The sequence below is a fragment of the Mesorhizobium sp. 128a genome (assembly GCF_053848025.1).
On record NZ_JBSPKY010000015.1, the window covers coordinates 82,539 to 107,369 of the forward strand.

Annotated in this window: 21 protein-coding genes; 11 read left to right on the forward strand and 10 right to left on the reverse strand. The window is 64.1% G+C overall.

The features are described from left to right. Positions 1-100: 100 nt before the first annotated feature. The 5 genes from ACWTU9_RS23485 (at position 101) to ACWTU9_RS23505 (ending at position 6,200) form a co-directional block, all read left to right on the forward strand. Positions 101-1,333, forward strand: coding sequence for a thiamine pyrophosphate-dependent enzyme (locus tag ACWTU9_RS23485; protein ID WP_455860366.1), 1,233 nt, complete (start codon positions 101-103; stop codon positions 1,331-1,333). Between the two features lie 2 nt (positions 1,334-1,335). Beyond that, positions 1,336-2,349 carry an alpha-ketoacid dehydrogenase subunit beta gene (locus tag ACWTU9_RS23490; RefSeq protein ID WP_455860367.1) on the forward strand — a complete coding sequence of 338 codons (1,014 nt, stop codon included), beginning with the start codon at positions 1,336-1,338 and terminating at the stop codon, positions 2,347-2,349. 18 nt (positions 2,350-2,367) lie between these two features. Next, complete coding sequence (locus tag ACWTU9_RS23495; protein WP_455860368.1) at positions 2,368-3,672, forward strand: dihydrolipoamide acetyltransferase family protein; 1,305 nt, start codon at positions 2,368-2,370, stop codon at positions 3,670-3,672. 231 nt (positions 3,673-3,903) lie between these two features. Further along, complete coding sequence (lpdA, locus tag ACWTU9_RS23500; protein ID WP_455860369.1) at positions 3,904-5,292, forward strand: dihydrolipoyl dehydrogenase; 1,389 nt, start codon at positions 3,904-3,906, stop codon at positions 5,290-5,292. Positions 5,293-5,333: 41 nt separating this feature from the next. Then, on the forward strand, positions 5,334-6,200 hold the full coding sequence (locus tag ACWTU9_RS23505) for a glycosyltransferase (protein ID WP_455860370.1): 867 nt from the start codon (positions 5,334-5,336) through the stop codon (positions 6,198-6,200). Between the two features lie 264 nt (positions 6,201-6,464). Here ACWTU9_RS23505 and ACWTU9_RS23510 read toward each other — a convergent pair whose 3' ends face one another. Beyond that, positions 6,465-7,568, reverse strand: coding sequence for a saccharopine dehydrogenase C-terminal domain-containing protein (locus ACWTU9_RS23510; protein WP_455860371.1), 1,104 nt, complete (start codon positions 7,566-7,568; stop codon positions 6,465-6,467). Positions 7,569-7,718: 150 nt separating this feature from the next. Between ACWTU9_RS23510 and ACWTU9_RS23515 the strand changes: the two genes are divergently transcribed. Then, positions 7,719-8,147, forward strand: a complete 429-nt coding sequence (locus ACWTU9_RS23515; RefSeq protein WP_112560245.1) for an Lrp/AsnC family transcriptional regulator — start codon at positions 7,719-7,721, stop codon at positions 8,145-8,147. Between the two features lie 183 nt (positions 8,148-8,330). Here the strand turns inward: ACWTU9_RS23515 and ACWTU9_RS23520 are convergent, their stop codons facing one another. The 5 genes from ACWTU9_RS23520 to ACWTU9_RS23540 form a co-directional block, all read right to left on the reverse strand. Further along, entirely contained in the window at positions 8,331-10,361 is a 2,031-nt protein-coding gene (locus ACWTU9_RS23520; protein WP_455860372.1) for an aldo/keto reductase, read from the reverse strand. A 29-nt stretch (positions 10,362-10,390) separates the two neighbouring features. After that, positions 10,391-11,470 carry an ABC transporter ATP-binding protein gene (locus ACWTU9_RS23525; RefSeq protein ID WP_455860373.1) on the reverse strand — a complete coding sequence of 360 codons (1,080 nt, stop codon included), beginning with the start codon at positions 11,468-11,470 and terminating at the stop codon, positions 10,391-10,393. 13 nt (positions 11,471-11,483) lie between these two features. Beyond that, on the reverse strand, positions 11,484-12,320 hold the full coding sequence (locus ACWTU9_RS23530) for a carbohydrate ABC transporter permease (protein WP_455860374.1): 837 nt from the start codon (positions 12,318-12,320) through the stop codon (positions 11,484-11,486). 14 nt (positions 12,321-12,334) lie between these two features. Continuing rightward, positions 12,335-13,195, reverse strand: a complete 861-nt coding sequence (locus ACWTU9_RS23535; RefSeq protein WP_455860375.1) for a carbohydrate ABC transporter permease — start codon at positions 13,193-13,195, stop codon at positions 12,335-12,337. A gap of 269 nt (positions 13,196-13,464) precedes the next feature. Then, a complete protein-coding gene (locus tag ACWTU9_RS23540; protein ID WP_455860376.1) occupies positions 13,465-14,733 on the reverse strand; it encodes an extracellular solute-binding protein in 1,269 nt (422 codons plus the stop codon). Positions 14,734-14,839: 106 nt separating this feature from the next. Here ACWTU9_RS23540 and ACWTU9_RS23545 point away from each other — a divergent pair, with 106 nt between their 5' ends. Beyond that, positions 14,840-15,721: a helix-turn-helix domain-containing protein gene (locus ACWTU9_RS23545; protein ID WP_455860377.1), complete on the forward strand. Its 882-nt coding sequence runs from the start codon at positions 14,840-14,842 to the stop codon at positions 15,719-15,721. A gap of 27 nt (positions 15,722-15,748) precedes the next feature. Here ACWTU9_RS23545 and ACWTU9_RS23550 read toward each other — a convergent pair whose 3' ends face one another. Both ACWTU9_RS23550 and ACWTU9_RS23555 read right to left on the reverse strand, forming a co-directional pair. After that, the gene (locus ACWTU9_RS23550; protein WP_455860378.1) at positions 15,749-17,125 is read right to left on the reverse strand and encodes an ATP-binding protein; all 1,377 of its coding nucleotides are present in this window, start codon (positions 17,123-17,125) and stop codon (positions 15,749-15,751) included. Between the two features lie 8 nt (positions 17,126-17,133). After that, the gene (locus ACWTU9_RS23555; protein WP_455860379.1) at positions 17,134-17,805 is read right to left on the reverse strand and encodes a winged helix-turn-helix domain-containing protein; all 672 of its coding nucleotides are present in this window, start codon (positions 17,803-17,805) and stop codon (positions 17,134-17,136) included. A 320-nt stretch (positions 17,806-18,125) separates the two neighbouring features. Here ACWTU9_RS23555 and ACWTU9_RS23560 point away from each other — a divergent pair, with 320 nt between their 5' ends. From ACWTU9_RS23560 to ACWTU9_RS23575, 4 genes are all read left to right on the forward strand, one after another. Then, a complete protein-coding gene (locus ACWTU9_RS23560) occupies positions 18,126-19,091 on the forward strand; it encodes a substrate-binding domain-containing protein (RefSeq protein WP_454575688.1) in 966 nt (321 codons plus the stop codon). Between the two features lie 130 nt (positions 19,092-19,221). Beyond that, the gene (locus ACWTU9_RS23565; protein ID WP_455860380.1) at positions 19,222-20,724 is read left to right on the forward strand and encodes a sugar ABC transporter ATP-binding protein; all 1,503 of its coding nucleotides are present in this window, start codon (positions 19,222-19,224) and stop codon (positions 20,722-20,724) included. Next, complete coding sequence (locus ACWTU9_RS23570; RefSeq protein ID WP_455860381.1) at positions 20,721-21,737, forward strand: ABC transporter permease; 1,017 nt, start codon at positions 20,721-20,723, stop codon at positions 21,735-21,737. Before ACWTU9_RS23565 ends, ACWTU9_RS23570 begins: the two co-directional genes overlap by 4 nt. Positions 21,738-21,751: 14 nt before the next feature. Continuing rightward, positions 21,752-22,753: a LacI family DNA-binding transcriptional regulator gene (locus ACWTU9_RS23575; protein WP_455860382.1), complete on the forward strand. Its 1,002-nt coding sequence runs from the start codon at positions 21,752-21,754 to the stop codon at positions 22,751-22,753. Between the two features lie 67 nt (positions 22,754-22,820). On the opposite strand, the gene ACWTU9_RS23580 is transcribed toward ACWTU9_RS23575, so the two are convergent. Continuing rightward, a complete protein-coding gene (locus tag ACWTU9_RS23580; protein WP_455860383.1) occupies positions 22,821-23,879 on the reverse strand; it encodes an ornithine cyclodeaminase in 1,059 nt (352 codons plus the stop codon). Next, complete coding sequence (gene rocF / locus ACWTU9_RS23585; RefSeq protein WP_455860384.1) at positions 23,876-24,811, reverse strand: arginase; 936 nt, start codon at positions 24,809-24,811, stop codon at positions 23,876-23,878. Before rocF ends, ACWTU9_RS23580 begins: the two co-directional genes overlap by 4 nt. Between the last annotated feature and the right edge of the window lie 20 nt (positions 24,812-24,831).

Sequence of the window (24,831 nt, forward strand, 5' to 3'; positions counted from 1 at the left end):
ATCCGGAGGAGCGGCCGCACGCAGAGCTCACCGAATTGGCGCTGTGCCGGCGGCGCGGATGTGCAAAGATCGGCGCCAGGCAAATGGGAGGACCATGGTCATGACCGATGCTGGGATGTTGCGGTTTCATGTGCCGGAGCCGGAGGTGCGGCCGGGCGGGACACCCGACTTCTCCAATGTGCCCATCCCCAAGGCCGGCTCGGCGGCGCGCCCCGAGATCGATGTCGATCCGCGCACCATCCGCGACATGGCGTTCTCGATCATCCGCGTGCTGAACCGCGACGGCGAGGCGGTCGGGCCATGGGCCGGGCTGCTGACCGACGCGGAGCTGCTCGAAGGTCTGCGCCATATGATGACGCTCAGGACCTTCGATGCGCGCATGCAGATGGCGCAGCGCCAGGGCAAGACCTCCTTCTACATGCAGCATCTCGGCGAAGAGGCGGTCAGCTGCGCCTTCCGCAAAGCGCTCGCCCCGGGCGACATGAATTTCCCGACCTATCGGCAAGCCGGGCTTTTGATCGCCGACGACTATCCGATGGTCACGATGATGAACCAGATCTATTCCAACGAGGCCGATCCGCTGAAAGGCCGGCAATTGCCGATCATGTATTCGTCGAAGGAGCACGGCTTCTTCTCGATCTCCGGCAATCTGGCGACGCAGTATATCCAGGCGGTCGGCTGGGCGATGGCCTCGGCGATCTCGAACGACACGCGCATTGCCGCGGCGTGGATCGGCGATGGCTCGACCGCCGAGTCCGATTTCCATTCCGCGCTTGTTTTCGCCTCGACCTACAAGGCGCCGGTGATCCTGAACGTCGTCAACAACCAGTGGGCGATCTCGACGTTTCAAGGCATCGCCCGCGGCGGCTCGGGCACCTTTGCCGCGCGCGGCCTCGGCTTCGGCATTCCGGCGCTGCGCGTCGACGGCAACGACTACCTCGCGGTGCATGCCGTGGCCAAATGGGCGGCCGAACGGGCGCGGAAGAATCTCGGGCCGACGCTGGTCGAATACGTCACCTACCGCGCCGGCGCGCATTCGAGCTCGGACGATCCGTCGGCCTACCGGCCGAAGGCGGAATCCGACGCCTGGCCGCTCGGTGATCCGGTTATCCGGCTGAAGAACCACCTCATCCAAAAAGGCGCTTGGTCGGAGGAGCGCCATACCCAGGCGGAAGCCGAAATCCTGGAGACGGTGATCGCGGCACAGAAGCAGGCCGAAAGCCACGGCACACTCCATGCCGGCGGCAAGCCGTCGACGCGCGACATGTTCGAAGGGCTCTATGCCGAGATGCCGCCGCATCTCAGGCGCCAGCGCCAGCAGGCGGGGGTCTGACCATGCCGAGGAAGACCATGATCGAGGCGATCCGCGACGCCATGGACGTGTCCATGGAGCGCGACCAAAGCGTCATCGTCTATGGCGAGGATGTCGGCTTCTTCGGCGGCGTCTTCCGCGCCACGCAAGGCCTGCAGGCCAAATACGGCAGGAGCCGCTGTTTCGATGCGCCGATCAACGAATCCGGCATTGTCGGCTCGGCCATCGGAATGGCCGCCTACGGGCTGAAGCCGTGCGTGGAAATCCAGTTTGCCGACTACATGTATCCGGCCTACGACCAGCTGACCCAGGAAGCGGCGCGGCTACGCTACCGCTCGAACGGTGACTTCACCTGCCCGATCGTTGTGCGGATGCCGACCGGCGGCGGCATTTTCGGCGGCCAGACGCACAGCCAGAGCCCGGAAGCGTTGTTCACCCATGTGTCCGGACTGAAGACGGTGGTGCCGTCCAACCCGCATGACGCCAAGGGTTTGCTGATTGCGGCGATCGAGGACCCGGATCCGGTGATTTTTTTGGAGCCGAAGCGGCTCTACAACGGCCCGTTTGACGGCCATCACGACCGGCCGGTGACGCCATGGTCGAAGCATGAACTCGGCGAAGTTGCCGATGGCCACTACACCGTGCCGCTCGGCAAGGCGGCGATCCGCCGGCAGGGCTCCGCCGTAACCGTGCTGGCCTACGGCACCATGGTCTATGTTGCGCAGGCCGCGGTCGAAGAAACCGGCATCGATGCCGAGATCATCGATCTGAGGACGCTGCTGCCGCTCGACCTCGACACCATTGTCGCCTCGGTGAAGAAGACCGGGCGCTGCGTGGTGGTGCATGAGGCAACGCTGACCTCCGGCTTCGGCGCCGAGCTTTCGGCGCTGGTGCAGGAGAATTGTTTCTACCACCTCGAAGCGCCGGTGGCGCGCGTCACCGGTTGGGACACGCCATACCCGCATGCGCAGGAATGGGAGTATTTCCCGGGGCCGGCCCGTGTCGGCCGCGCGCTCATCGAGACATTGCAAGCGTAAGAATTGGGGGAGCTCAAGATGGGTGAACATATCATCAAGCTGCCCGATGTCGGCGAAGGTGTCGCCGAGGCCGAACTTGTGGAATGGCACGTCAAGGTCGGCGATCTCGTGCGCGAGGACTCCGTGCTTGCCGCCGTGATGACCGACAAGGCGACGGTGGAGATCCCCTCGCCGGTCGACGGCGAGATCCTGTGGCTGGGTGCGGAGATCGGCGACACGGTGGCGATCGGCTCGCCGATCGTGCGGCTGAAGGTGGCCGGTGAGGGCAATGTGAAGCCCGATGCCGCCGGGCAGACGGCGAAGGCCGAAGCGCCGGCGAAATCGGCTGAAGCCAAGGCAGAAGCAGCTCCCGTGGCGAAGCCGAAGCCGGCGGAGCCTGTGACGAAAGCCGCACCAACGCCCGCGCCCAAAAATGTGGAGCGGCCCTCCGGCGCGCCGCGCCCGGAGGGCGAAAGGCCCCTGGCGTCGCCGGCCATCCGGCTCAGGGCAAAAGAGGCCGGCATCGATCTGCGCCAGGTGTCGGGTAGCGGTCCTGCCGGCCGCATCAGCCATGAGGACATCGAGGCGTTTCTGGCGCGCGGTCCGCAGGTCGCGAAGGCGTCGGGGCTTGCCCGCAACGACAGCGTCGAGGACATCAAGGTCATCGGGCTCAGGCGCAAGATCGCCGAAAAAATGTCGCTGGCGAAGTCGCGCATCCCGCACATCACCTATGTCGAGGAGATCGACGTCACGGCACTGGAAGAGCTGCGCGCCGCGCTGAACAAGGAGACGCGCAAGGGCGTCGAGCGGCCGAAGCTGACGCTGCTGCCGTTCCTGATGCGAGCGATGGTCAAGGCGATCGCCGACCAGCCCAACATCAACGCGCTGTTCGACGACGAGGCCGGCATCGTCCACCAGCATGGCGGCGTCCATATAGGCATCGCCGCGCAGACGCCGTCGGGACTCGTGGTGCCGGTGGTCAAGCATGCCGAGGCGCGCGATCTCTGGGATTGCGCCATCGAACTCAATCGCCTTGCCGAGGCGGCGAAGTCAGGCACGGCGAGCCGTGACGAACTGTCGGGATCGACCATCACCATCACCTCGCTCGGCGCCATGGGCGGTGTGGCGACGACGCCGGTTATCAATCACCCGGAAGTGGCGATCGTCGGCGTCAACAAGATGATGGTGCGGCCGGTCTGGGACGGCACCCAGTTCATCCCGCGCAAGATGATGAACCTGTCATCGAGCTTCGACCATCGGGTCGTCGATGGCTGGGATGCGGCGGTGTTTGTGCAGCGCATCAAGGCGCTGTTGGAGACGCCGGCGCTGATTTTCGTGGATTAGTGGGATGCGGCGGACCGAAAAGAACGAGGCGTCGGGATTAAGGCTCCCCCTTCTCCCCTTGTGGGAGAAGGGGGAGCCGAAGGCGACGGATGAGGGGTGTTCCAGCGGAGTGAGACGTTGGCGTTCCCTGGAACACCCCTCATCCGTCTCGGCGCTGTCGCGCCGATCCACCTTCTCCCACAGGGGGAGAAGGAGAAAGCGCGTTGCGGCCTTCGCCGAAAGGAAGCAGTCATGAAAGAAATCTCCTGCAAGCTGCTGGTCATCGGCGCCGGGCCTGGCGGCTATGTCTGCGCCATCCGCGCCGGTCAGCTCGGTGTCGACACGGTCCTCGTCGAAGCCGGCAAACCGGGCGGCACCTGCCTCAATGTCGGCTGCATCCCGTCCAAGGCTATGATCCATGCGGCGGAAGAGTTCGAGGCGGTCTCGCACATGGCCGGCGGCACCAGCCCGCTCGGCATTTCGGTGGCAGCACCCGTACTTGATCTCGGCAAGACCGTCGCCTGGAAGGACGGTATTGTTAGCCGGCTGACCAGCGGTGTCGCCGCCCTACTCAAGAAGGCCAAGGTCAAGAGCGTCTATGGTTGGGCGACATTTCGCGACGGCAAGACGGTCGTGGTCGAGACCGAGACCGGCACGCAGATCATCCGCGCCGAAATAGTGGTGATCGCCACCGGTTCGGCGTCGGTAGAGCTGCCGTTCCTGCCGTTTGGCGGGCCGGTGATTTCGTCGACCGAGGCGCTGGCGCTCAGCGAGGTGCCAAAGAAACTCGCCGTGGTCGGTGGCGGCTATATCGGACTGGAGCTCGGCATGGCTTTTGCCAAAATGGGCGCCGCGGTGACCGTGGTCGAAGCCTTGCCGCGCGTGCTGGCGCAGTATGATGCGGAACTGACAAGGCCCGTGGTGAAACGGCTGGCCCAGCTCGGCGTCGAAGTCATGACGGGCGCCAAGGCCAAAGGGGTCAAGGGCGATACGCTGCTGGTCGAGACATCGGACGGCAAGAGCGCGAAAGTCGCCGCGGACAAGATCCTGGTCACGGTCGGCCGCAAGCCGGTGACCGAGGGCTGGGGCCTCGACCAGATCGACCTCGACATGGCGGGAAAATTTATCAAGATCGACGACCAATGCCGCACCTCGATGCGCGGCGTCTATGCCATCGGCGACGTCACCGGCGAGCCGATGCTGGCGCACCGGGCGATGGCACAAGGCGAAATGGTGGCCGAGATCGTCGCCGGCCACAAGCGCAGCTGGGACAAGCGCTCGATACCGGCCGTCTGCTTCACCGATCCGGAACTGGTCACGGCTGGGCTGACGCCTGAAGAGGCGAAGGGGCTGGGCGAGATCAAGATCGGCCAGTTCCCCTTCGCCGCCAACGGCCGGGCGATGACGAAACTCGGCGAGGACGGGTTCGTGCGCGTCGTGGCGCGCGCGGACAATCATCTGGTGCTGGGTATCCAGGCGGTCGGGCAAGGCGTGTCGGAACTGGCGGCTTCGTTTGGCCTCGCGCTGGAAATGGGCGCGCGGCTGGAGGATATCGCCGGCACGATCCATGCGCATCCGACGCAGGGCGAGGGATTCCAGGAAGCGGCGCTGAAAGCGCTTGGCCACGCGCTGCATATTTAGAGGTTTGTCGCAGATCAGCAGAATGTATTAAGTGTCTGTCGATGGGCACCGGACTGAAGAAATACATCGCCATACGTTACAACATCGCCGCTCGCTTCAAGCCGAGCCAGTGGGATGGAAAGGGTCGCGCCAATCTCGACCCGGTGTGGCTGGTCGAGCGGTTGGCCTTGTTCGACACCTATTGCGCGCCATCCCTTGAAGGCCAATCGCTTAGGGATTTTACCGTCCTGGTCGCGTTCGATGCCGACACGCACGAGAATTACGTCAGGACGGTGTGCAATTGTGTGGCCGGCGTCGACGTTAGGCCGATCCTTGTCGAGGCCGGCGAGGATCACAATGATCGCTTCAATGCGTTCGTCCAGGCCGATACCGATGCCGAGTATGTTTCGCTCACGCGGCTCGACAGCGATGACGCGCTGGCGCCGACCTTCATGGAGCGGGCCGACCACTACGCGCGCACGGAGATCGCCAAAGGCACGGTGGATCTGCAACCTTTGTACATTGCCTTTCCGCACGGACACAATTTCCACGTGGCGACCAATTGGTATACGGACCACGACTATGTGACGTCGGCTTTCGGCACGCTGGTCGAAAAGAGATCGCCGGCGATGAGCGGCATCTACGGCGCGCACCATGCGAAGATGGCGACGATCCACAACACCGTCGTGGCGGCCTCGAAGGGCGCGCAATGGTGCATCGTCATTCATGACAACAATGCCGCCAATGTGTTGAAGGGAAAGCCGGTCGCGGAGCCGTCTTTCACCGTCGGCCGGCCGGGGCCCGAAACCAAGGCGGCTGCGCGAAGGGAAAGCGTGCCGCGACAGGCGGCGCGGGCCAGCATGGCGCCGCGAACCTTGGACAATTTCATCCGGTTTCTGCTCGGGCGGCCGATGCTACTGCGGAAGTAGGGAGAGGCGCTTCTTCCGCCAGGTTCCTTTCCTCTCCCTCCGGAGGGGGGAGAGGTGGCGCTGCGAAGCAGCGACGGAGTGGGGGAAACCGGTCCTCAAATGCGCCGCCGCTGACAACTCACTACGGAGCTTCTATCAGCGCCAAGCTTCGCCTCGGCCTCAAATAAGAAAGCCGAAGCCAGGTCGACCCCCACTCCGTCGAGCTTCGCTCGACACCTCTCCCCCGATCGACGGGGGAGAGGAAAGGTGCGAACCCAGGACTTCTCAGCTCGCGAGCCGGCTTACCATCTCGTGCTGGGCATAGGCGCGGCCAAAACGGTTGGCCAGGAATGCGTCGAGCGCGATGTCTTCCTGCTTGACGAAACCGGTGGCCGGCAAGGTGCCGTCGGCCAGCATGTCGAGCACGGCGCAGATGCCGGACGCGGTGGTGATCTGGATGGCGCTGCGCACCTGGTTGCCGACGCGCTGCGAATAGATCTTGTTGGCGTAGGTCTCCTGCAGCAGGCGGCCGTTGCGGCGGCCCGACACGGTGACGAAGACGATGACCACGTCCTGCAGCGTTGCCGGCAAGGCGCTCTCGAAAATGTCCTTCAGCACGTCGCGGCGATGGCGCAGGCCGAGGTCGTTGAGCAGCGCCTTCATGATCGCGGCGTGGCCGGGATAGCGGATGGTGCGGTAGTTCAGTGTGCGCACCTTGCCCTTCAGCGTCTCGGCCAGGGTGCCGAGCCCGCCGGAGGTGTTGAAGGCTTCATAGGTGACTCCGTCGAGCGAGAATTCCTCGCGCTCCTCCAGCGGCGGCACTTCGATGAGCTCGCCCTCGACGATGGCCTCGCAGGGCTCGCAATACTCGTTGATGACGCCGTCGGTGCTCCAGGTCAGATTGTAGTTCAGCGCATTGGACGGGTATTGCGGGAGCGCGCCGACGCGCATGCGCACGCTTTCCAGCGTGTCGAAGCGGCTGGCGAGATCGTTGGCGACGATGGAGATGAAGCCCGGCGCCAGGCCGCATTGCGGAATGAAGGCGCTTTTGCCCGACCTGGCCAGTTCCTTGACGCGGCGGGTCGAAACGACGTCTTCGGTCAGGTCGAGATAGTGGACGCCGGTGGCAGCGGCCGCTTCGGCGATGCGCGTGGTCAAATGGAAGGGAGCGGCGCTGAGCACGGCGAAGGCGCCGGCAAGCGCGGCTTCGAGCGCGCCGGGAGCGGTGATGTCGAGCTCCAGCGCCTCAACGCCGGCGGGAAGTTCGGCGGCCGCCAGCTGTGCGGCGGCACGGTCGACGACGGTGACATGGTAGTCGCCGGTGTCGGCGAGCATGCCTGCGATGGTGGAGCCGATCTTGCCGGCGCCGACGACGATGATTTTCTTCATGACCTGTCCCTCATAAAAGCCTTTGGCCCGAACCGCTGCGCGGTCGGAGCACCATGATGCCAAGAATCGCAGCTTGCCTGTCGAAAGGAAGCGTGGAATTGTTCGAAACGAACCCACCGACTGAACGATATGCCGATAAGGTTCGTCGAAATGCTCAGCGATGCCGAACAAAAACTGCTTTCCCTGCTGCGCGCCAATGCCCGGGCATCAACCGCCGAACTGGCACGCCAGCTCGGCGTGTCGCGCACCACCGTGCAGAGCCGGATCGAACGGCTGGAACAGCGCGGCATCATCACCGGTTATGGCGTGCGGCTGGCGCCCGACTATGAGCAGGGGCTGGTGCGGGCGCACGTGCTGCTCACCGTCACGCCGAAACTCGCCGACAAGGTGGTGCGCGCGCTGCAGGCGCTGCCGCCAGTGAGGACGCTGCATTCGGTGAGCGGCAATTTCGACATGATCGTCATCGTCGACGCGCCGTCGATCAGGGATCTCGACGCGCTGCTGGACGAGATCGGGGCGATGGACGGGGTCGAGCGGACGTCGTCGTCGATTATTTTGTCGACGCGAATCGATCGGTAGGGGCCGACGGTGAGGAGTGATCTCCCCCCTTGCGGGGGAGATGGCCGGCAGGCCAGAGGGGGGTGTGAAGGAACGCCAGCCTCTCGTTAGGTTTTAGATGCTGCGAAGATGGACAGGTTGGCGGGACAGCACCCCCCTCTGCCTTGCCAGGCATCTCCCCCGCAAGGGGGGAGATTGGCAGCTTCACGCCCGCCGCCTTTCCGCCCCACCATCCAGCCACGCCAGATCCTCAGCCGACAGTTTGATATCCAGCGCCCGCAAACTGTCCTCCAGCTCGTCCAGCGTGCGCGGGCCGATCAAAGGCACGGACGGGAAGGGCTGCGCCAGGACATAGGCAAGCGCGACGTGGATCGGGCTTTTGCCCAGTCGTTGCGCCAGCTCGATGGCGCGATCGCGGCGGCCAAAATTTTTCTCGGAGTACCAGACACGCACCAGCTCCTCGTTGTCCTGCTTGTCGCGGCCGGCGCGGTCGGTGAAGAAGCCGCGGCCCTGGCTCGACCAGGCGAAGTTCGGCATCTGCCTGGATGTCAGCCAGGCTTTCCACTCGTCGGTGGACGAGGTGATGCATCCAGCCCAGATCGGCTCCAGCATCTCGGCCAGCGAGAAATTGTTGGAGAGCGCGCCGGGCTTCTGTTTGCCGTTCTTTTCGGCATAGGCAATCGCCTCGTCCATGCGCGCCATGGTCCAGTTCGAGCCGCCGAACGGACCTCTGATGCGGCCGGCCTTGGCCTCGGCGTCCATAGCATCGACGAACTCGCCGACCGGTACATCCGGATTGTCGCGATGCATGAAATAGATGTCGACATGGTCGGTCTGCAGCCGGTCGAGCGACTGGGCGAGCTGCTTGCCGATGACATCGGGGTAGCAGAGCGGCGAGTGCGCGCCCTTGGCGATGATGGCCGACTGCTCGCGCACGCCGCGGTTTCTCAGCCACTGGCCGAGCAGCGTCTCGGTATAGCCGCCGCCATAGACATAGCCGGTGTCGAACAGATTGCCGCCGGCCTCGAAGAAGCCGTCGAGCAGGATCGAGCCAGAGGAGAAGGTGCGGAAATCCTCAAAGCCGAGCGCCACCACGGAAGCCGGCTTCGACAGGCCCGGAATGGTGCGCTTGCCGATGGCGGTGCAATCGGTGCGCAGCGGCCGGCCGGAGATGGTGTTGATGCGCTTAGCCGGCTTCTCGATGTCGTATTCAAGGCCGACGGCCGCGCGCCATCTGTCGAGCACGCGCAGCGTGCCGAGACTATCGGCCCAGGACATACCCGGCCAGGCGAACTCCTGCTTGCCGGCCAGGATCGCGTCGCCGGCAGCGTCGACCTCGAAGGAATAGAGATGGCGGGTCTCGTTGACGCTGACGGTCTCGCGCTTGCCGTCCGAGCTGATCACATCGATCTTGCCGGGGCCGACATCACGGTTTCCGCCGGCGAACCAGAAATCCGGCACTTCGATGCGGCCCTTGGTGCCGAGGATGCTCAGCACATTCTCCTGGTTCAGCGAAATGCTGCAGGACACCTGGGCGACGACGCCACCGGCAAAATGCAGCAGCGCCGAGGCCCATTCGTCGACGCCGGACTGTCCGAGATGAGCAGTACCGACGACCTTGTCGGGTTCGGCGAAGGGTTTTCCGGTTGCGGCGCCGGCAAGCAGCCGCGCCATCGAGACGGGATAGCCGCCGACATCGAGAATGCCGCCGCCGGCGAGGTCGTTGGCGTAGAGACGGTGCTCCGGCATGAATCGAGGCATGGCGAAGCCGAAGCTCGACTTGATCATCCTGACATCGCCGATGGTGCCGGACTGGATCAGTTCCACCAACTTCAGCGTCTGCGGGTGCAACCGGTACATGAAGGCTTCACCGAGAAAGGTGCCGGCCTTGCGCGCGGCATGGATCATGGCGTCGGCCTCGAAGGCGGTGAGCGCCAGCGGCTTTTCGCACAGCACATGCTTGCCGGCCTCGGCCGCCTTGATCGCCCATTCGGCGTGGCCGGGATGCGGGATCGCGATATAGACGGCGTCGACGTCCGGATCGGCGAGCAGCGCGTCATAGCCGTCGAGGATGCGGGCGCCTGGAAATGTCTGGGCTAAACCCTCCTTGCCGGGATTGCGGGCACCGAGTGCAACGATCGTGCCGGTACGCGATCCTGCGACGCCGCCGGCAAAGGCCTTGGCGATGTCGCCCGGCCCGAGGATTCCCCAGCGGATGGGCGCGGTTGAACTCATGTCATTCTCCTTGGAAAGGCTGGAAGGGGTCAGCGCAGCCGCTGGCCGTTTTCGTCGAACAGATAGGATTTGCGGATGGACACGGTGATCTCAGAAGTGTCGGGGACCTTTGCCGCGTCGCGCTGGATAACCAGGTCTTCGCCATGGGCGGTCCTGGCATAGATGAAGCTGGTGCCGCCGAGATGCTCGACCACGTCGATGCCGACGGTGAGGTCGGCATCGCCCTCGCCGGCACTGCCGAAATGCTCCGGCCGCACGCCGACGATGACCTTGGCTCCAGTTTCCGGCACAGCGCCGGCCAGCGGCTGCACGATGCGGGCCTTTTCCTCGCCCACCAGCTCGACGGTGACGCTTCCCGTATCGCGACCGACGACGCGACCCTTGATGAAGTTCATCTTCGGCGAACCGACGAAGCCGGCGACGAACTGGTTGTCGGGATTGTCGTAGAGATCGAGCGGCCGGCCGATCTGTTCGACATGGCCGCCGCGCAGCACGACGATCCTGTCGGCCAAGGTCATCGCTTCGGTCTGGTCGTGAGTGACATAGATCATCGTCGTGCCGAGTTCCTTGTGCAGGCGCGAGATCTCGACCCGCATCTGGACCCTGAGCTCAGCGTCGAGATTGCTCAGCGGCTCGTCGAACAGGAACACTTGCGGTTCGCGCACGATGGCGCGGCCGATGGCGACACGCTGGCGCTGGCCGCCGGAGAGTTGCTTGGGCCGACGTGCCATCAGCTCGCTGATGCGCAGGATTTCGGAAGCCCGCTTCACCCGCCGATCGGTGTCCTCCTTGGGATTGCCTGTCATTCTGAGGCCAAAGCTCAGATTCTGCCCCACCGTCATGTGCGGGTAGAGCGCGTAGGACTGGAACACCATGGCGATGCCGCGATCGGCCGGCTCGACATCGTTCATCACCTTGCCGCCAATGGCGATCTCGCCGCCGCTGATGTCCTCCAGCCCGGCGATCATGCGCAGCAGCGTCGATTTTCCGCAGCCGGACGGCCCGACAAAGACGACGAACTCACCGTCGGCGATATCGATGTTGGCGCCATGGATGATCTCATAGACGCCGAAGCGCTTGATGACGTTGGTGAGGGTGACTGCCGCCATGTTGTTGTTGTCCCTATTTGACAGCGCCGGCGGCGATGCCGGCGATGAAATGGCGCTGCAGCAGCACGAAGACGACGAGCATCGGCACGGTCAGCATGACGGCGCCGACCATCAGGCCGCCCCAGGAGACCTTGGTCAGGCCGATCAGCGTGCCGAGCGCCACCGGTGCCGTCATCGCGCCGGGCTGGCTGTTGATCAGCAGCGGCCAGAGATAATTGTTCCACGAGGCGAGGAACAGGATGATGGCCAGTGCCGCCAGCATCGGCCGTGCCAAAGGCAACGCGACGAACAGGAAGATGCGCCATTCCTTGACGCCTTCGACCCTGGCGGCGTCGAACAGATCGTGCGGCATCATCGTGAAGGCCTGGCGCATGAACAGGACGCCGAGCGAATTGAACAGCGGCGGCACGATCAGCGCCACCCAGGTGTTGGCGAGCTGGAAGTCGCGCGCCACCATGATGAATTGCGGGATCAGCACCACCGCGTAAGGCAGTGTGATGGTGCCGAGGATGATGGCGACGACAAAACCTTTGCCGACGAAATGGTAGCGTGCCAGCGCCCAGCCGGCCATCGAGGTCAGCAGCACCGACAGCACGGTGTAGGTCACTGCCACCGAGACCGAGATGCCGATGGCGCCGACAAAGTCGGTGTCGCGCTGCAGATTGTGGAAGTTTGCGAGGAAATTGTCGTGCGGCAAGAGCTCGATGCCGGGGCTGAAGATGCCGTTGTCGGGCATGGTCGAGAAAACGATCATCATCCACAGCGGAAACAGCCAGATCACCGCCAGCGGCGTCAGGAACAAATGCAGCAGCAGGCTGCGGCCGAGCCGGCGTTGCGAGAGCGAACTCATTTTCGGCTCCCCTGTCATTTCGGCTCTCTTGTCAGCCACAGCTGCACCAGCGTGATGGAAATGGCGAGCGCCGCCATGGTGTAGGCGACGGCCGAGGCGTAGCCGAAATTGAGCGAGCGGAACCCCTGGCGGTAAAGCAGCAGGCCGAGCGTCTCGGTTCCGCCGCCAGGCCCGCCGCGTTCGGTGATCAGGAACGGCTCGGTGAACAATTGCATGGTGCCGATGATCGACAGCACGGCGCAAAAGACGATGACCGGCTTGAGCAGCGGCAGCGTGATGTAGAAGAACTGTTTGACCTTGCTGACGCGGTCGAGCGTCGCCGCCTCATAGACATCCTCTGGGATCGACTGGAGGCCGGCGAGCAGGATGATGGCGTTGTAGCCGGCCCAGCGCCAGGTCACCGCGATCATGATCAGCGCCATGGCCGGGGTGACGTTGGAGAACCAGTCGATCTTGGCCAGGCCGACGCTGGCCAGCAGCTTGTTGATGATGCCGAAATCGAGGTTGAACATCAGCCGGAACACCGCGGAATAGGCGACTTCGCCGACGACGACCGGGGCGAAGAAGGCAAAGCGGTAGAGGCCGCGGGCTTTAAGCAGCGGCGAGTTCAGCAGCACCGCCATGACGATGGCCAGCGAGATCATCACCGGCACCTGGATGATCAGGATGAGCAGCGTGTTCTTCAGCGCATTGAAGAAAGCGGGGTCGCCGATCAGCCGGCCCCAGTTGAAGGTCGGCGCAAAGCGCCACGGCACGGTGCGGGTCGCCTGGAACGAGATCATGAACGAGGAGATGATCGGCCACATCCAGAAGATGGCGAAGATCAGGAGATAGGGCGTGAGGAAGCGATAGGCCGTGGCGTTCTGGGTGCGCATGGTTCCTCCTCCCTTTCTTTCTTCCCTTCTCCCCTTGTGGGGTGAGAAGAGGTTCGCGCAGCGAACGAAAAGCCAATTGCTTGGCTTTTCGAGTTTCGAACGCCCTGAGCCTGCGAAGGGCCGGGCGTGTGGTAGCGATCCACCCTGCCGGGTCCCCGCTGCTTCGCAGCGTCCCAGCGTTCGCCGGCCTTTCATCGTGCCACTGGCACGATGAATTCGCCTTCGGCGAACCAGCCGCTCACCCCACAAGGGGAGAAGGTAAGATGCGCTTACTTGATCGGAAGGCCGGTCGCCGAGGCGATCTGGCTGGCGGCGTCGTCGAGGGCGGCCTTGGCGTCGGGGTAACCGCCGCCGAGATATTTGGTCTGCACCGCGCGCATGATGATTTCGGCATCGCTCTGGAACGGCGTGCCGCGGCTCGGCACCACTTTGGGCAGGGTGGCGAGAATGTCCTTCCACACCGCCTGGCCGCCCCAATAGGGAAGGCCTTGCGAAACGTAGGGATCGTCGAGCGCCGAGATCAGCGACGGCACCAGGCCGAACTCCTTCAGCATGGTGATCTGGCCTTCGTTGGTCTCCAGCGTGTATTTCAGATAGGCGTAGGCGGCTTCCTTGTTCTTCGAGGCCGAAGTGATGGCCAGCGACGAGCCACCGAGATTGGCGGCGCGTGGGCCGTCGGCGGTCAGGCTCGGCATCAGATAGACGCCCCATTTGCCGTTTTCGCCGGCCGATTCGGTGCGGATGGTGCCCTCATACCAACCGCCATAGACCTGGGTGGCGACGGTGCCGGCGGTGTTGTTGGTGATCTTGGTGCCCCAGTCGGCCGACGACATGATGCCGGCGTCCTTCATCTCCTTGATCTTGGTCAGCGTATCGACGCATTTCGGCTGGTTGACGGTGATCGACTGCCCGTCCTCGGCGAAATAACCGCAGCCCTGCTCGTTGGCGATCATGCGGAAGAATTCGGTGTCGCCGTTGAAATCGGCGTTGGTCATGGTGACGCCGGGATTGGCGGCCTGGATCTTCTTGCCGGCGGCAATGAAATCGTCCCAGGTCTTGATCGAGGCCGGATCGACGCCCGCCTTCTCGTAGAAGTCGCGGCGGTAGAAGGCGGCGACCGGGCCGGAATCCCATGGCATGGCATAGGCCTTGTCGCCCACTTCCAGTTCGGTGCGCTTGAAATCGGGGAATTTCTTCTGGTCGTCGGCGCTGTAGCCCAGCGTATGCAAATCGACGAAACAGTCGGGGAACTGGCTCCAGTAGTTCTCGGCCTCGCCGTTCTCGACGGAGACGATATCCGGCAGGCCGACGCCGCCGGCCGCACAGCCGGCGATCGACTTGTCATAGGTCGGCTGGTTGCCGAGATCCTGAACGGTGACCTTGACGTCGGGGTATTGCTTGTTGAAACCGGCTATCGTGGCCTTCAGCGACGAAGCGGCGATGTTCCAGCTCCAGATCGTGATTTCGCCGGACTGCGCAAAGGCCGGGGCTGAGCCCAGGGCAAGCGCCAGCGCGGCACAGGTGAGTGTCGTGCGCATTGAAATCCTCCCATTTCATTTGCTCTCTGTTCGCGAGCATGGCTAGACTAGGCGGCGCGGAAGGCTTGTCCCCGACAACGGGAATATAAGATGGGCGGAAAGTAAGATGCCTGAACGGCCGTTTTACCAGCCTGGCGCCAGCAGCGTCGAAGGCCTGCCGATGGCCTTGCAGATGTTTCACAACCATCCGCTGGTGATGCTGAAACCGCATTGGCATGCCCAGGTCGAGGTCAATTTCATCGTCCGCGGCAGCGTGCACTACCGCATGGCCGAACACGAAATCGCACTCTCGGCGGGCGAGATGTGCCTGTTCTGGGGCGGCCTGCCGCACCAGATGGACGATCTTTCCGACGACGCCATCTATGCGGGCGCGCATCTGCCGCTGGTGCATTTCTTCCGCCTGCATCTGCCGACGGACATCCGCCACCGGCTGATGACGGGCGCCACGCTGGTGACATCGGCCACCGACCCGGCGGACCATCACAATTTCGAGCGCTGGAACCGCTATTTCCGCTCCGGCGACCCGGCGATAACCGAGCACGCGGTGAATGAGCTGTTGTTGCGGCTGGAGCGGGTGCGGTTCGAGCCCTACCGGCTGGTGCCGGAAACCGCCAGCCAGGAAGCCGGCGGCCCGTTCGACCAGCAGTCGCTGCGCAATGTCGGGCGCATGTGCGACTTCATCGCTGAGAATTTTCTCTACGACATAGACTGCGTCGACATCGCGGCGGCCGCTGACATCCATCCGAAATACGCCATGAGCATTTTCAAGAAGTCGACCGGCATGACGCTCAACGAGTATATGAACCTGTTGCGGCTGAGCTACGCGCAGGCGCTGCTGATGCATGAAGACGCCAATGTGCTGCGCGTCGCCATGGATTCAGGCTTCGGCTCGCTCAGCGCCTTCAACAAATCGTTCCGTAAACTGGCCGGGATGTCGCCGTCGGACTTTCGCCGGGGTTTGCCCGGGCGCCAGATACTCACCTTGTAGTACGCTCGGCCCTCGGATTAGCGGCGATCATGCCGCCGGCTTCGCCTCGGGAAACTCGACAATCACCGCCAGGCCGGGGCGGCGGTCCTCGAGCGCGATGGATGCGCCATGCAGATCGGCAACCGCGCGCACCAGGCTGAGGCCCAGCCCGCTGCCGGGCGTGGTGCGGCTGGTCTCCAGCCGATAAAGCCGCTGGAATACTTTCTCGCGCTCCTGCGCCGGGATGCCGGGGCCGTTGTCGCCGATCTCGGCGACCACGCGGTCGCCTTGCCGGGTTACCGACAGCTTGATGATTGTACCGCTCGGACAATGGCGCAGTGCGTTTTCGACCAGATTGGCGAAGAGCTGAGTCAACAAATCGCGATCGCCGTGGACCAGATATCGGCTGTCTTGGGACATGTTCACCGACAGCGATTTGCCGTCATCCTCGGCGACGCCGGCATAGATTTCGGCGATGCTTTCGACGACGCCGTTGAGATCGAGATCGACAAAGCGCGCCTTGCGCGCGCCGGCCTCGATCTGGGCAATGCGCAACAGCGCATCGAAAGTCTCGTTGATCTGCAGGCTTTCTCCGCGTGCCTCCGCCAGATCTTCGGCAATGGCTTCGCCCCGCATCGTCTTCTCGACGACCGCCTCCAGAATCATCTGCAGGCGGTTGAGCGGCGTCTTCAGATCATGCGCGATGTCGGCGCTGACCTGGCGCATGCCGTCGACAAGCGATGCCAGCCGCTCAAGCGCCGCGTTGACCTGCTCGGAAACGCCATCGATGTCGTCGCCATTGCCAAGCAGCGGAATGCGGGCGTCGAGCCGGCCATTGGAGACGTCGTCCATGGTGGCAGCGATTCCGTCGAGCCGGCGCTGCACGCGCGAGGCGAGAAGCGCGCCGCCGGCCACCGCGAGGCCCACTATAATCAGCGTCGCCCAGCCAAAACTCATCAGCACGATGCTTTCCAGTTCCTCGGTTTCCGACAGTGAGAAGGCGACCGTCAGGCTGTCGGGGCCGACCGAACCGGACCAGGCGCGGTACATGGTGCCGGGCGCCACGCCCGGCAGGGAAGCGGCGAAATCCGAAAAGCCATCGGGAAGGTCGGCGGCGATGAAATTGCCGGCCAGGCGATTGCCGTTGCTGTCGGTCAGTGAAAACAGTTGCTCCTTTTCGGGGCTGAGCGCGGCATGGCTGTCGACCGACAGGACCAGATCCTCCTTGTCGCTTTGCGCATAGGTGACCGCGACCACCGAATAGGTCTCCTTGATCCCCTCGTCCAGCCGTTCGGCAAGGTCGGCGCTCATCAACTGGTAGACGACGGCGCCGGACAGGATGAAGGCGAGCACGAACAGCAAGGCAAAGGTCAGAGCCAGCCGGAACGGCGTGCTGCGCAGCAGGCTGGCGCTTGTTTCAGTCACTGCGAGCTTCAATCATGCACACTGTAGCCGGTGTTGCGCACGGTGTGGATCAACGCGGTTTCGAACGGCCGGTCGATCTTGGCTCGCAGCCGGCTGATATGAGTTTCGACGACACTGGTCTTGGGGTCGAAATGAAAGTCCCAGACGCGTTCCAGCAGCATTGTGCGGGTGATGACGCGGCCCTCGCCGCGCATCAGCACTTCGAGCAGGCTGAATTCACGGGGCTGCAGGTCGATCGCCTGGCCCTGCCTGGTGACGCGGCGCTGGATCAGGTCCATTTCGAGATCGGCGATGCGCAGGGTGGTCTTCTGTTCCTGCGCCGCCGGGCGGCGGCCAAGCGCGTTGATGCGGGCAAGCAGTTCGGAAAAAGCGAAAGGTTTTACGAGATAGTCGTCGCCACCGGCCTCGAGCCCCTCGACACGGTCGTCGACGCCGCCGACCGAGGTCAGAAAAATCGCCGGCGTGCGCACGCCCGCCGCCCGCACCGCCCTGATCATCGACAGGCCGTCGAGGCCGGGCAGCATGCGGTCGGCGACGATGACGTCATAGGCGTCGCGGGTCGCGGCAAACAGCCCGTCGCGGCCGTCGCGCTTGAGGTCGCAGATATGGCCTGCCTGGGTCAGGCCGTTGACGACATAGTCCGCGGTCCTGGGGTCATCCTCGACGAGAAGAAGGCGCATTGAACGGTCCATTGGCCAGACCCTTGTCGGATTTCGCCGCCATTGGTCCGTTCTAGAATGCCGCCCAGCCGGCCTGTCTTGTTGCTTGAATTGGACTTTTTTTCGGATGGCAGAGAGGCCGCGATGGCAGCCGCTATTTCTCTCTCAGTCTCGTAAGCGTGTCTAAGTCCGGGTCATGCCGTCGATGTTCTGCGCAATTCGCTGTGCAGGGCGAAGTTTCGCTACCCGATACCGATATTGACACTTGGCAAAGCCGCGCATTATCCTGTGGCGTAATCGGTTACGTAACCGATTACGGGTGGATCACTGAGGAGGAAATCATGAGCAAGAACACAATCATGGATGGGCTCGGCCCGTTCTCGCGCCGGCAGTTCCTGAAGACCGGCGCGCTGGCCGCCGGCGCGCTGGCGCTACCGCTGGGACCGGTCTTCGCCGCCGACAAGCCGAAGGTCGGGCTGGTCATGAAGTCGCTCGCCAACGAGTTCTTCAAGCAGATGCAGGCCGGCGCCGAGGAGTATGCCGCCAAGAACAAGGACAAGTTCGATTTCGCCGCCGTCGGCATGAAGGACGAACGCGACTTCGCCGCGCAGGTCGACGCGATCGAGAATTTCATCACCCAGAACTACAACATCATCGTCGTCGCGCCGGCCGATTCGAAGGCCATGGTGACGCCGATCGCCAAGGCGCTGCAGGCCGGCATCAAGGTCATCAACATCGACGTCGCGCTCGACACCGAAGCCAAGAAGAAGGCCGGCATCGACCTCGCCTTCTTCGGCCCGGACAATCGCGGCGGCGCCAAGCTGGCCGGCGATGCGCTGGGCAAGGCGCTGGGCAAGGGCGGCAAGGTCGTCATCCTCGAAGGCAATCCGGAAGCCGACAACGCCAAGGAGCGCAAGCTCGGCTTCGACGACGCGATCAAGGAGAACGGGCTCGAACTGCTCGACTCCAAGACGGCGCATTGGGAGACCGAGGAAGCCAACACGCTGATGACCAACTTCCTCACCCAGTATCAGGACATACAGGGCGTGATGGCGGCCAATGATTCGATGGCGCTCGGTGTCGTCAAGGCGCTCGACGCGGCCGGCAAGTCGGGCCAGATCAAGGTCGTCGGCTTCGACAACATTCCGGCCGTCGGGCCGCTGCTCAAGGCGGGCAAGATGCTCGCCACCGTCGAGCAGTATGGCGCGCAGATGGCCGCCATGGGCATCGATTACGGCCTGCGCGAAATGGCCGGTGAAAAATTCTCTGGCTGGGTCAAGACCGACATCAAGCTGATCACCGGCTGAGCCGAGCGATAGCGCCGGTACTCCCTCCGGCCTTTCCGCTTGTCTCATCACCGCCGCCGGCAGACTGTCGGCGGCGGTGGCGACGCGCTCGTAAATGCTTTGTCGAGAGCGCAATTCAGGATTCCGCTGCATGGACGATGCGATTCTCTCCCTTGAAGGGGTCGGGAAGATCTTTCCCGGCGCCGTTGCGCTCGGCGACGTGTCGCTGTCGATCGCGCGCGGCGAAACCCACATCATCCTGGGCGAGAACGGCGCCGGCAAGTCGACGCTGATCAAGCTCCTGGCCGGCATCTACCAGCCTGACTCAGGCTCGATCGCCTTCAACGGTGCGCCCTACCGCCCGAAGACGCCGCACGATGCGCAGCTCTCGGGGATCCGCATCGTGCATCAGGAACTCAACCTTTTGCCCTATCTCAGCATCGCCGAGAATCTGATGCTGGAGAACCTGCCGCGCCGCGCTTTCGGCATCGTCGACGGCAAGGCGCTCAACAGCCGCGCCGTGGCGCTGTTGAAGGAGGTCGGCCTCGACATAGACCCGCGCACCCGCGTCCAGGCGCTTGGCGTCGCACAGATGCAGCTGGTCGAGATCGCCAAGGCGCTGAGCAATGACTCAAAGCTGCTGGTCCTCGATGAACCGACGGCGACGCTGACGCCGCCGGAGATCGAGCGGCTGTTTGCCATCATCAAGCGGCTGAAGGCCAAGGGCGTCACCATCATCTATATTTCGCACCGGCTGCACGAGGTGTTCGAGATCGGCGACAGGGTGACGGTGTTGCGCAACGGCAAGCTGGTCGCGACCCGCGACCTCAAGGGCCTCACCGTGCCGGACCTGGTGCGCATGATGATCGGCCGCGACATTGCCGACGAGTATGGCTTCGACGCTTCGATCGTGCCGGGCACGGTCGCGCTGAGCGTTGCCAACCTCAAGCGCAGCGCCGAGACGCCCGCCATTTCCTTTGCCGTCCACCATGGCGAGATCCTGGGCGTCGCCGGGCTGGTCGGCAGCGGCCGCACCGAAGCCATGCGAGCGCTGTTTGGGGCCGACCCGAAACTTGACGGTGTCGTCGAGATCGACGGCAGGCCGGTCGCGATCACCGCGCCCAAGGATGCGGTGCGGCACGGCTTGAGCCTGCTCACCGAAGACCGCAAGGGCCAGGGACTGATGCTCGACTTGGCCGTAGACAAGAACATCACCATCACCGATCTGAGCAAAGTCTCGCGCAACGGCCTCATCAACCGCCGGGCGGAGAGTGCGGCAGCAAATGATCTCGTCGGCCAGCTCAGGGTCAAGGCGAGCTCGATCGAGCAGGCGGTGCGCAATCTCTCGGGCGGCAACCAGCAGAAGGTGGTGCTGGCCAAATGGCTGTTCAGGGGCACCTCGACGCTGATCCTCGACGAGCCGACGCGCGGCGTCGATATCGGTGCGCGGCGCGAGATCTACCAGCTGCTCTGGATGCTCGCTGCGGCGAAAAAGGGCATCATCATGGTGTCGTCCGACCTGCCCGAGCTGATGGGCATGTGCCACCGCATTATCGTCTTTTCCAAAAACAAGATCGTCGGCGACGTGCCGCGCGCCGCGTTCGACCAGGAGCACATCCTGTCGCTCGCCTATCAGGAGTATGTGCGACCATGAGCGAGACGTCCGAAACAACCGTGTCGGCGCCCGTTTCCCCGGGCCGGGCGAAATTCCTGCGCTTTCTGGTTCGCGACGCCGGCGTGCTGTTGGCGCTGGTGCTGATCACCGTGTTCTTCTCGGCGACGGCGCCCTACTTCGCCACATCCGGCAATGCGTTGAAGATCTTCGTACAGATCGCCATCAACACGGTGCTGGCCGCCGGCATGACCTTCGTCATTCTCACCGGTGGCATCGACCTTTCGGTCGGATCGGTGCTGGCGCTGTGCACGGTGGTGGGCGCCACCGTCATGATCGACGAGAGCCTGTCGCCGGGGGTGGCGATCCTGCTGGCGCTGCTGGCCTGCATGGCCACGGGTGCGGTCTGTGGCTTCCTCAATGGCTGGATCTCGACGCGCTGGAAGATCCCGTCCTTCATCGTCACGCTCGGCATGCTCAATATGGCGGCGGGTGCGGCCCGCGTGGTCAGCGACAATTCCACCATTACCGGCCTGCCGCAGGGTTTTGTCGATTTCGGCAATCTCATCATCGGCGGCTTCCTGCCGTCGATCTTCCTGATCGCCGTGCTGGTGATCGCGGCCGGCTGGTTCGTGCTGCGCTTCACCGTGTTCGGCCGCATGATCTTTGCCGTCGGCACCAATGACGAGGCGGTCCGGCTGTCCGGCCATAATCCGGATTTCTACAAGATCGCGGCCTTCACCATCAGCGGCCTGACCGCCGGCATCGCCGCCATGGTCTATCTGCTGCGCCTCAACATCGGCAGCCCGATCGCCGGCGTCGGCTACGAGCTCAACGCGATTGCCGCCGTCATCATCGGCGGCACCAGCCTCAGCGGCGGCAAGGGCTCGATCATCGGCACGCTGGTCGGCGCCTGCATCCTGCAGGTGCTGTCGACCGGGCTACAGCTGCTTGGCGTCGGCGACAATTTCAAGCCGATCGTGATAGGTCTTGTCATTGTGCTTGCCGTCATCCTAGACGCATATCGGGAGCGGCTGTTGCGGGTCATCCGCTGAGGGGACAAGGGACGATGACGACGATTGCCGATGTCGCGCGCCATGCCGGAGTGTCGGTCGCAACCGTCTCGCATGTGATGAACCGCACGCGTCATGTCGAGCCCGAGACGGCCGAGCGCGTGCATTCGGCCATCGCCGCTCTGCGCTACCGTCCGAACACGCTGGCGCGCAGCCTCAGGCGCGGCGAGACCAAGACCATTGGCCTGCTCCTGCCGGACAATTCCAACCCGTTCTTCGCCAGCGTGGCGCGCCAGATCGAGGATGCCGGCTTCCTTGCCGGCTATACAGTGATCCTGTGCAACTCCGACGGCAGCGCCGAGAAGGAGGAGCGCTATCTCCAGGTGCTGATGGCCAAGCAGATCGACGGGCTGATCTTCGCCGGCTCGTCCGACCATGCGCGGGTGTTCGCCAGCGTTCTGCCCGGCGTGCCGGCGGTGCTGCTCGATCGCGAAATCCATTCGGTCAATGTCGATTCCGTACTGGTCGATCATGATCATGGCGGCTATCTCGCCGGCCGCCATCTGGTCGGGCTCGGCCACGAGAAGATCGGCGTCATTGGCGGCCCGCGCGATTCCAGCTCCAGCCCGGCCCGCCTGCGCGGTTTCGCCAGGGCGCTGCAGGAAGCCGGCCTCGACCTGCTGGCGAATGCCGTAGTCGATTCCGACTATCACTTCGCCGGCGGCCGCGCGGCGATGGAACGGCTGATGGCGCAGGCGCCTGGCATCACGGCGCTTTTTGCCTGCAACGATCTGATGGCCATGGGCGCGCTGACGGTGCTGCGCGGGCGCGGGCTGCGCGTTCCCGACGACATGTCGATGATCGGCTTCGACGACATTCCCTATGCCGTCACCACCTGGCCGCCGCTGACGACGATCGCACAACCGGTAGAGAAGATCGGCACGCGCGCCGTCAGCCTGCTGCTTGCGCGGGTTGCCGAGCCGGCGGCGCATTCGCGCCGCGAAGTGCTCACGCCGGTGCTCGTCGAAAGGGAGAGCTGCGCGCCGTTGCGCGGATAGCTCTCGTCCGGATGCGTGGATTTCGCGGCTTGGTTGCGCATCGCATCAGGCCGCGATGCCTAAAACCTCAGGCGGCCGGCTGCAGCGCTGCCCGCAGCAGCATGCCGAACAGGTCGCGCGGCTCGTCGGGATCGGCGAGCAGGTCGAGCTCTTCATAGAGGCCGGTGGCCTGGAGCTGGTCGCGGACATAGCGGAGTGCGGAGAAATCCTCGGTGGCGAAGCCAACGGAATCGAACAGCGTGATCTGTTTCGCCGACTTGCGGCCTTCTGCCTGGCCGGTCATCACCTGCCACAGCTCGGTCACCGGATGGTCGGCGTCGAGCTGCTGGATCTCGCCCTCGATACGCGTCTGCGGCGGAAACTCGACGAAGATGTCGGACCGCAGCAGGATGTCGCGGTGCAGCTCGGTCTTGCCGGGGCAGTCGCCGCCGACGGCGTTGATGTGAACGCCGGAGCCGACCATGTTGTCGGTCAGAATGGTGGCGTACTGCTTGTCGGCGGTCACCGTGGTGATGATATCGACCCCTTCCACCGCATCCTGCCCGGTCGTGCAGATGGTGATGTCGAAGCCCTGGCCGGCCAGGTTGCGGGCGCATTTTTCCGAAGCGGAGCGGTCGATGTCGTAGAGCCGCAGCCGGTCGACGCCGAGCAGTGCCTTGAAGGCCACGGCCTGGAATTCGGACTGGGCGCCGTTACCGATGATGGCCATCGAGCGCGCGCCCCTGGGCGCCAGGTATTTGGCTGCGACAGCGGAGGTGGCCGCCGTGCGCAGCGCCGTCAGGATCGTCATTTCGGTGAGCAGCATCGGATAGCCGGATCCGACATCGGCGAGCACACCGAAGGCGGTGACGGTCTGGCGGCCCTCGCGCATGTTCTTCGGGTGGCCGTTGACATATTTGAAGCCGTAGAGCCGGCCGTCGCTGGTCGGCATCAGCTCGATGACGCCGTCATGGCTGTGCGAGGCGATGCGCGGCGTCTTGTCGAACAGCTCCCAGCGGCGGAAATCCTCCTCGATATAGGCGGCGAGTTCGGTCAGGAACCGCTCGACGCCGATGGTCAGCACCAGCTTCATCATGCGGTCGACGCTGACGAAGGGAACGATGGCAAGGCGGGAAGGCTGGGTCATGCAATGCTTCCGGAATGGCTGCGGGTCGGGCGGTCCATGATGCGGCGGCCCATAAGGCTGGCGGCGAGGTCGACCATGAGGGTCGCGGTGCGGCCGCGCTCGTCGAGGAACGGATTCAGCTCGACCAGGTCGAGGCTGGAGACCAGGCCGCTGTCGGACAGCATCTCCATCAACAGGTGCGCCTCGCGGAAGGTGGCGCCGCCGGGCACGGTGGTGCCGACGGCCGGCGCGATCGAAGGGTCGAGGAAGTCGACGTCGAGGCTGACATGCAGCAGGCCGTCGGCCTCTTCGACCAGGGCCAGGAAAGCGCGCAGCAAAGGCGCGATGCCGTGCTCGTCGATGGTGCGCATGTCGTGCACGGTCACGCCCGCTTCGTTCAGCGCCCGGCGCTCGGCCGGATCGACGCTGCGCAGGCCCATGACGCAGATGCGGGCGGGATCTACGGCGACGGGCAGATCCGGGAAATAGCCGTTGAAGCCCGGCCGGCCGCTGGCATAGGCAAGCGGCACGCCGTGCAGGTTGCCGCTGACGGTGGTGTCGAGCGTGTGGAAATCGGGATGCGCGTCGAGCCACAGCACGAAGAGCGGCCGGCCGCGCTCGGCCGCCCGGCGGGCTATGCCCGACACCGTGCCGGCGGATATAGCGTGGTCGCCGCCAAGGAAGATCGGCATGGCGTCTTTCGAAGCTGTGTAGGCGGTTTCGGCGATCGCCGTCGTCCAGGCGGAAATCTCCGGCAACGCCTTCAGCGCAAGATTGCCGTGGACGATAGTGCGTGCCGGAGCCGGTTGCACCGCGCCCCAGTCCTCGACCTCATGGCCGAGTTCGGAGAGGACCGAGACAAGACCTGCCGTGCGCAGCGCGCTCGGCCCCATCTCGCATCCCATCCTGCCCGCGCCGTCCTGCACCGGCGCGCCAACGATCCTGCAGCGCATGATTCTTTTGTCCTCGCGAT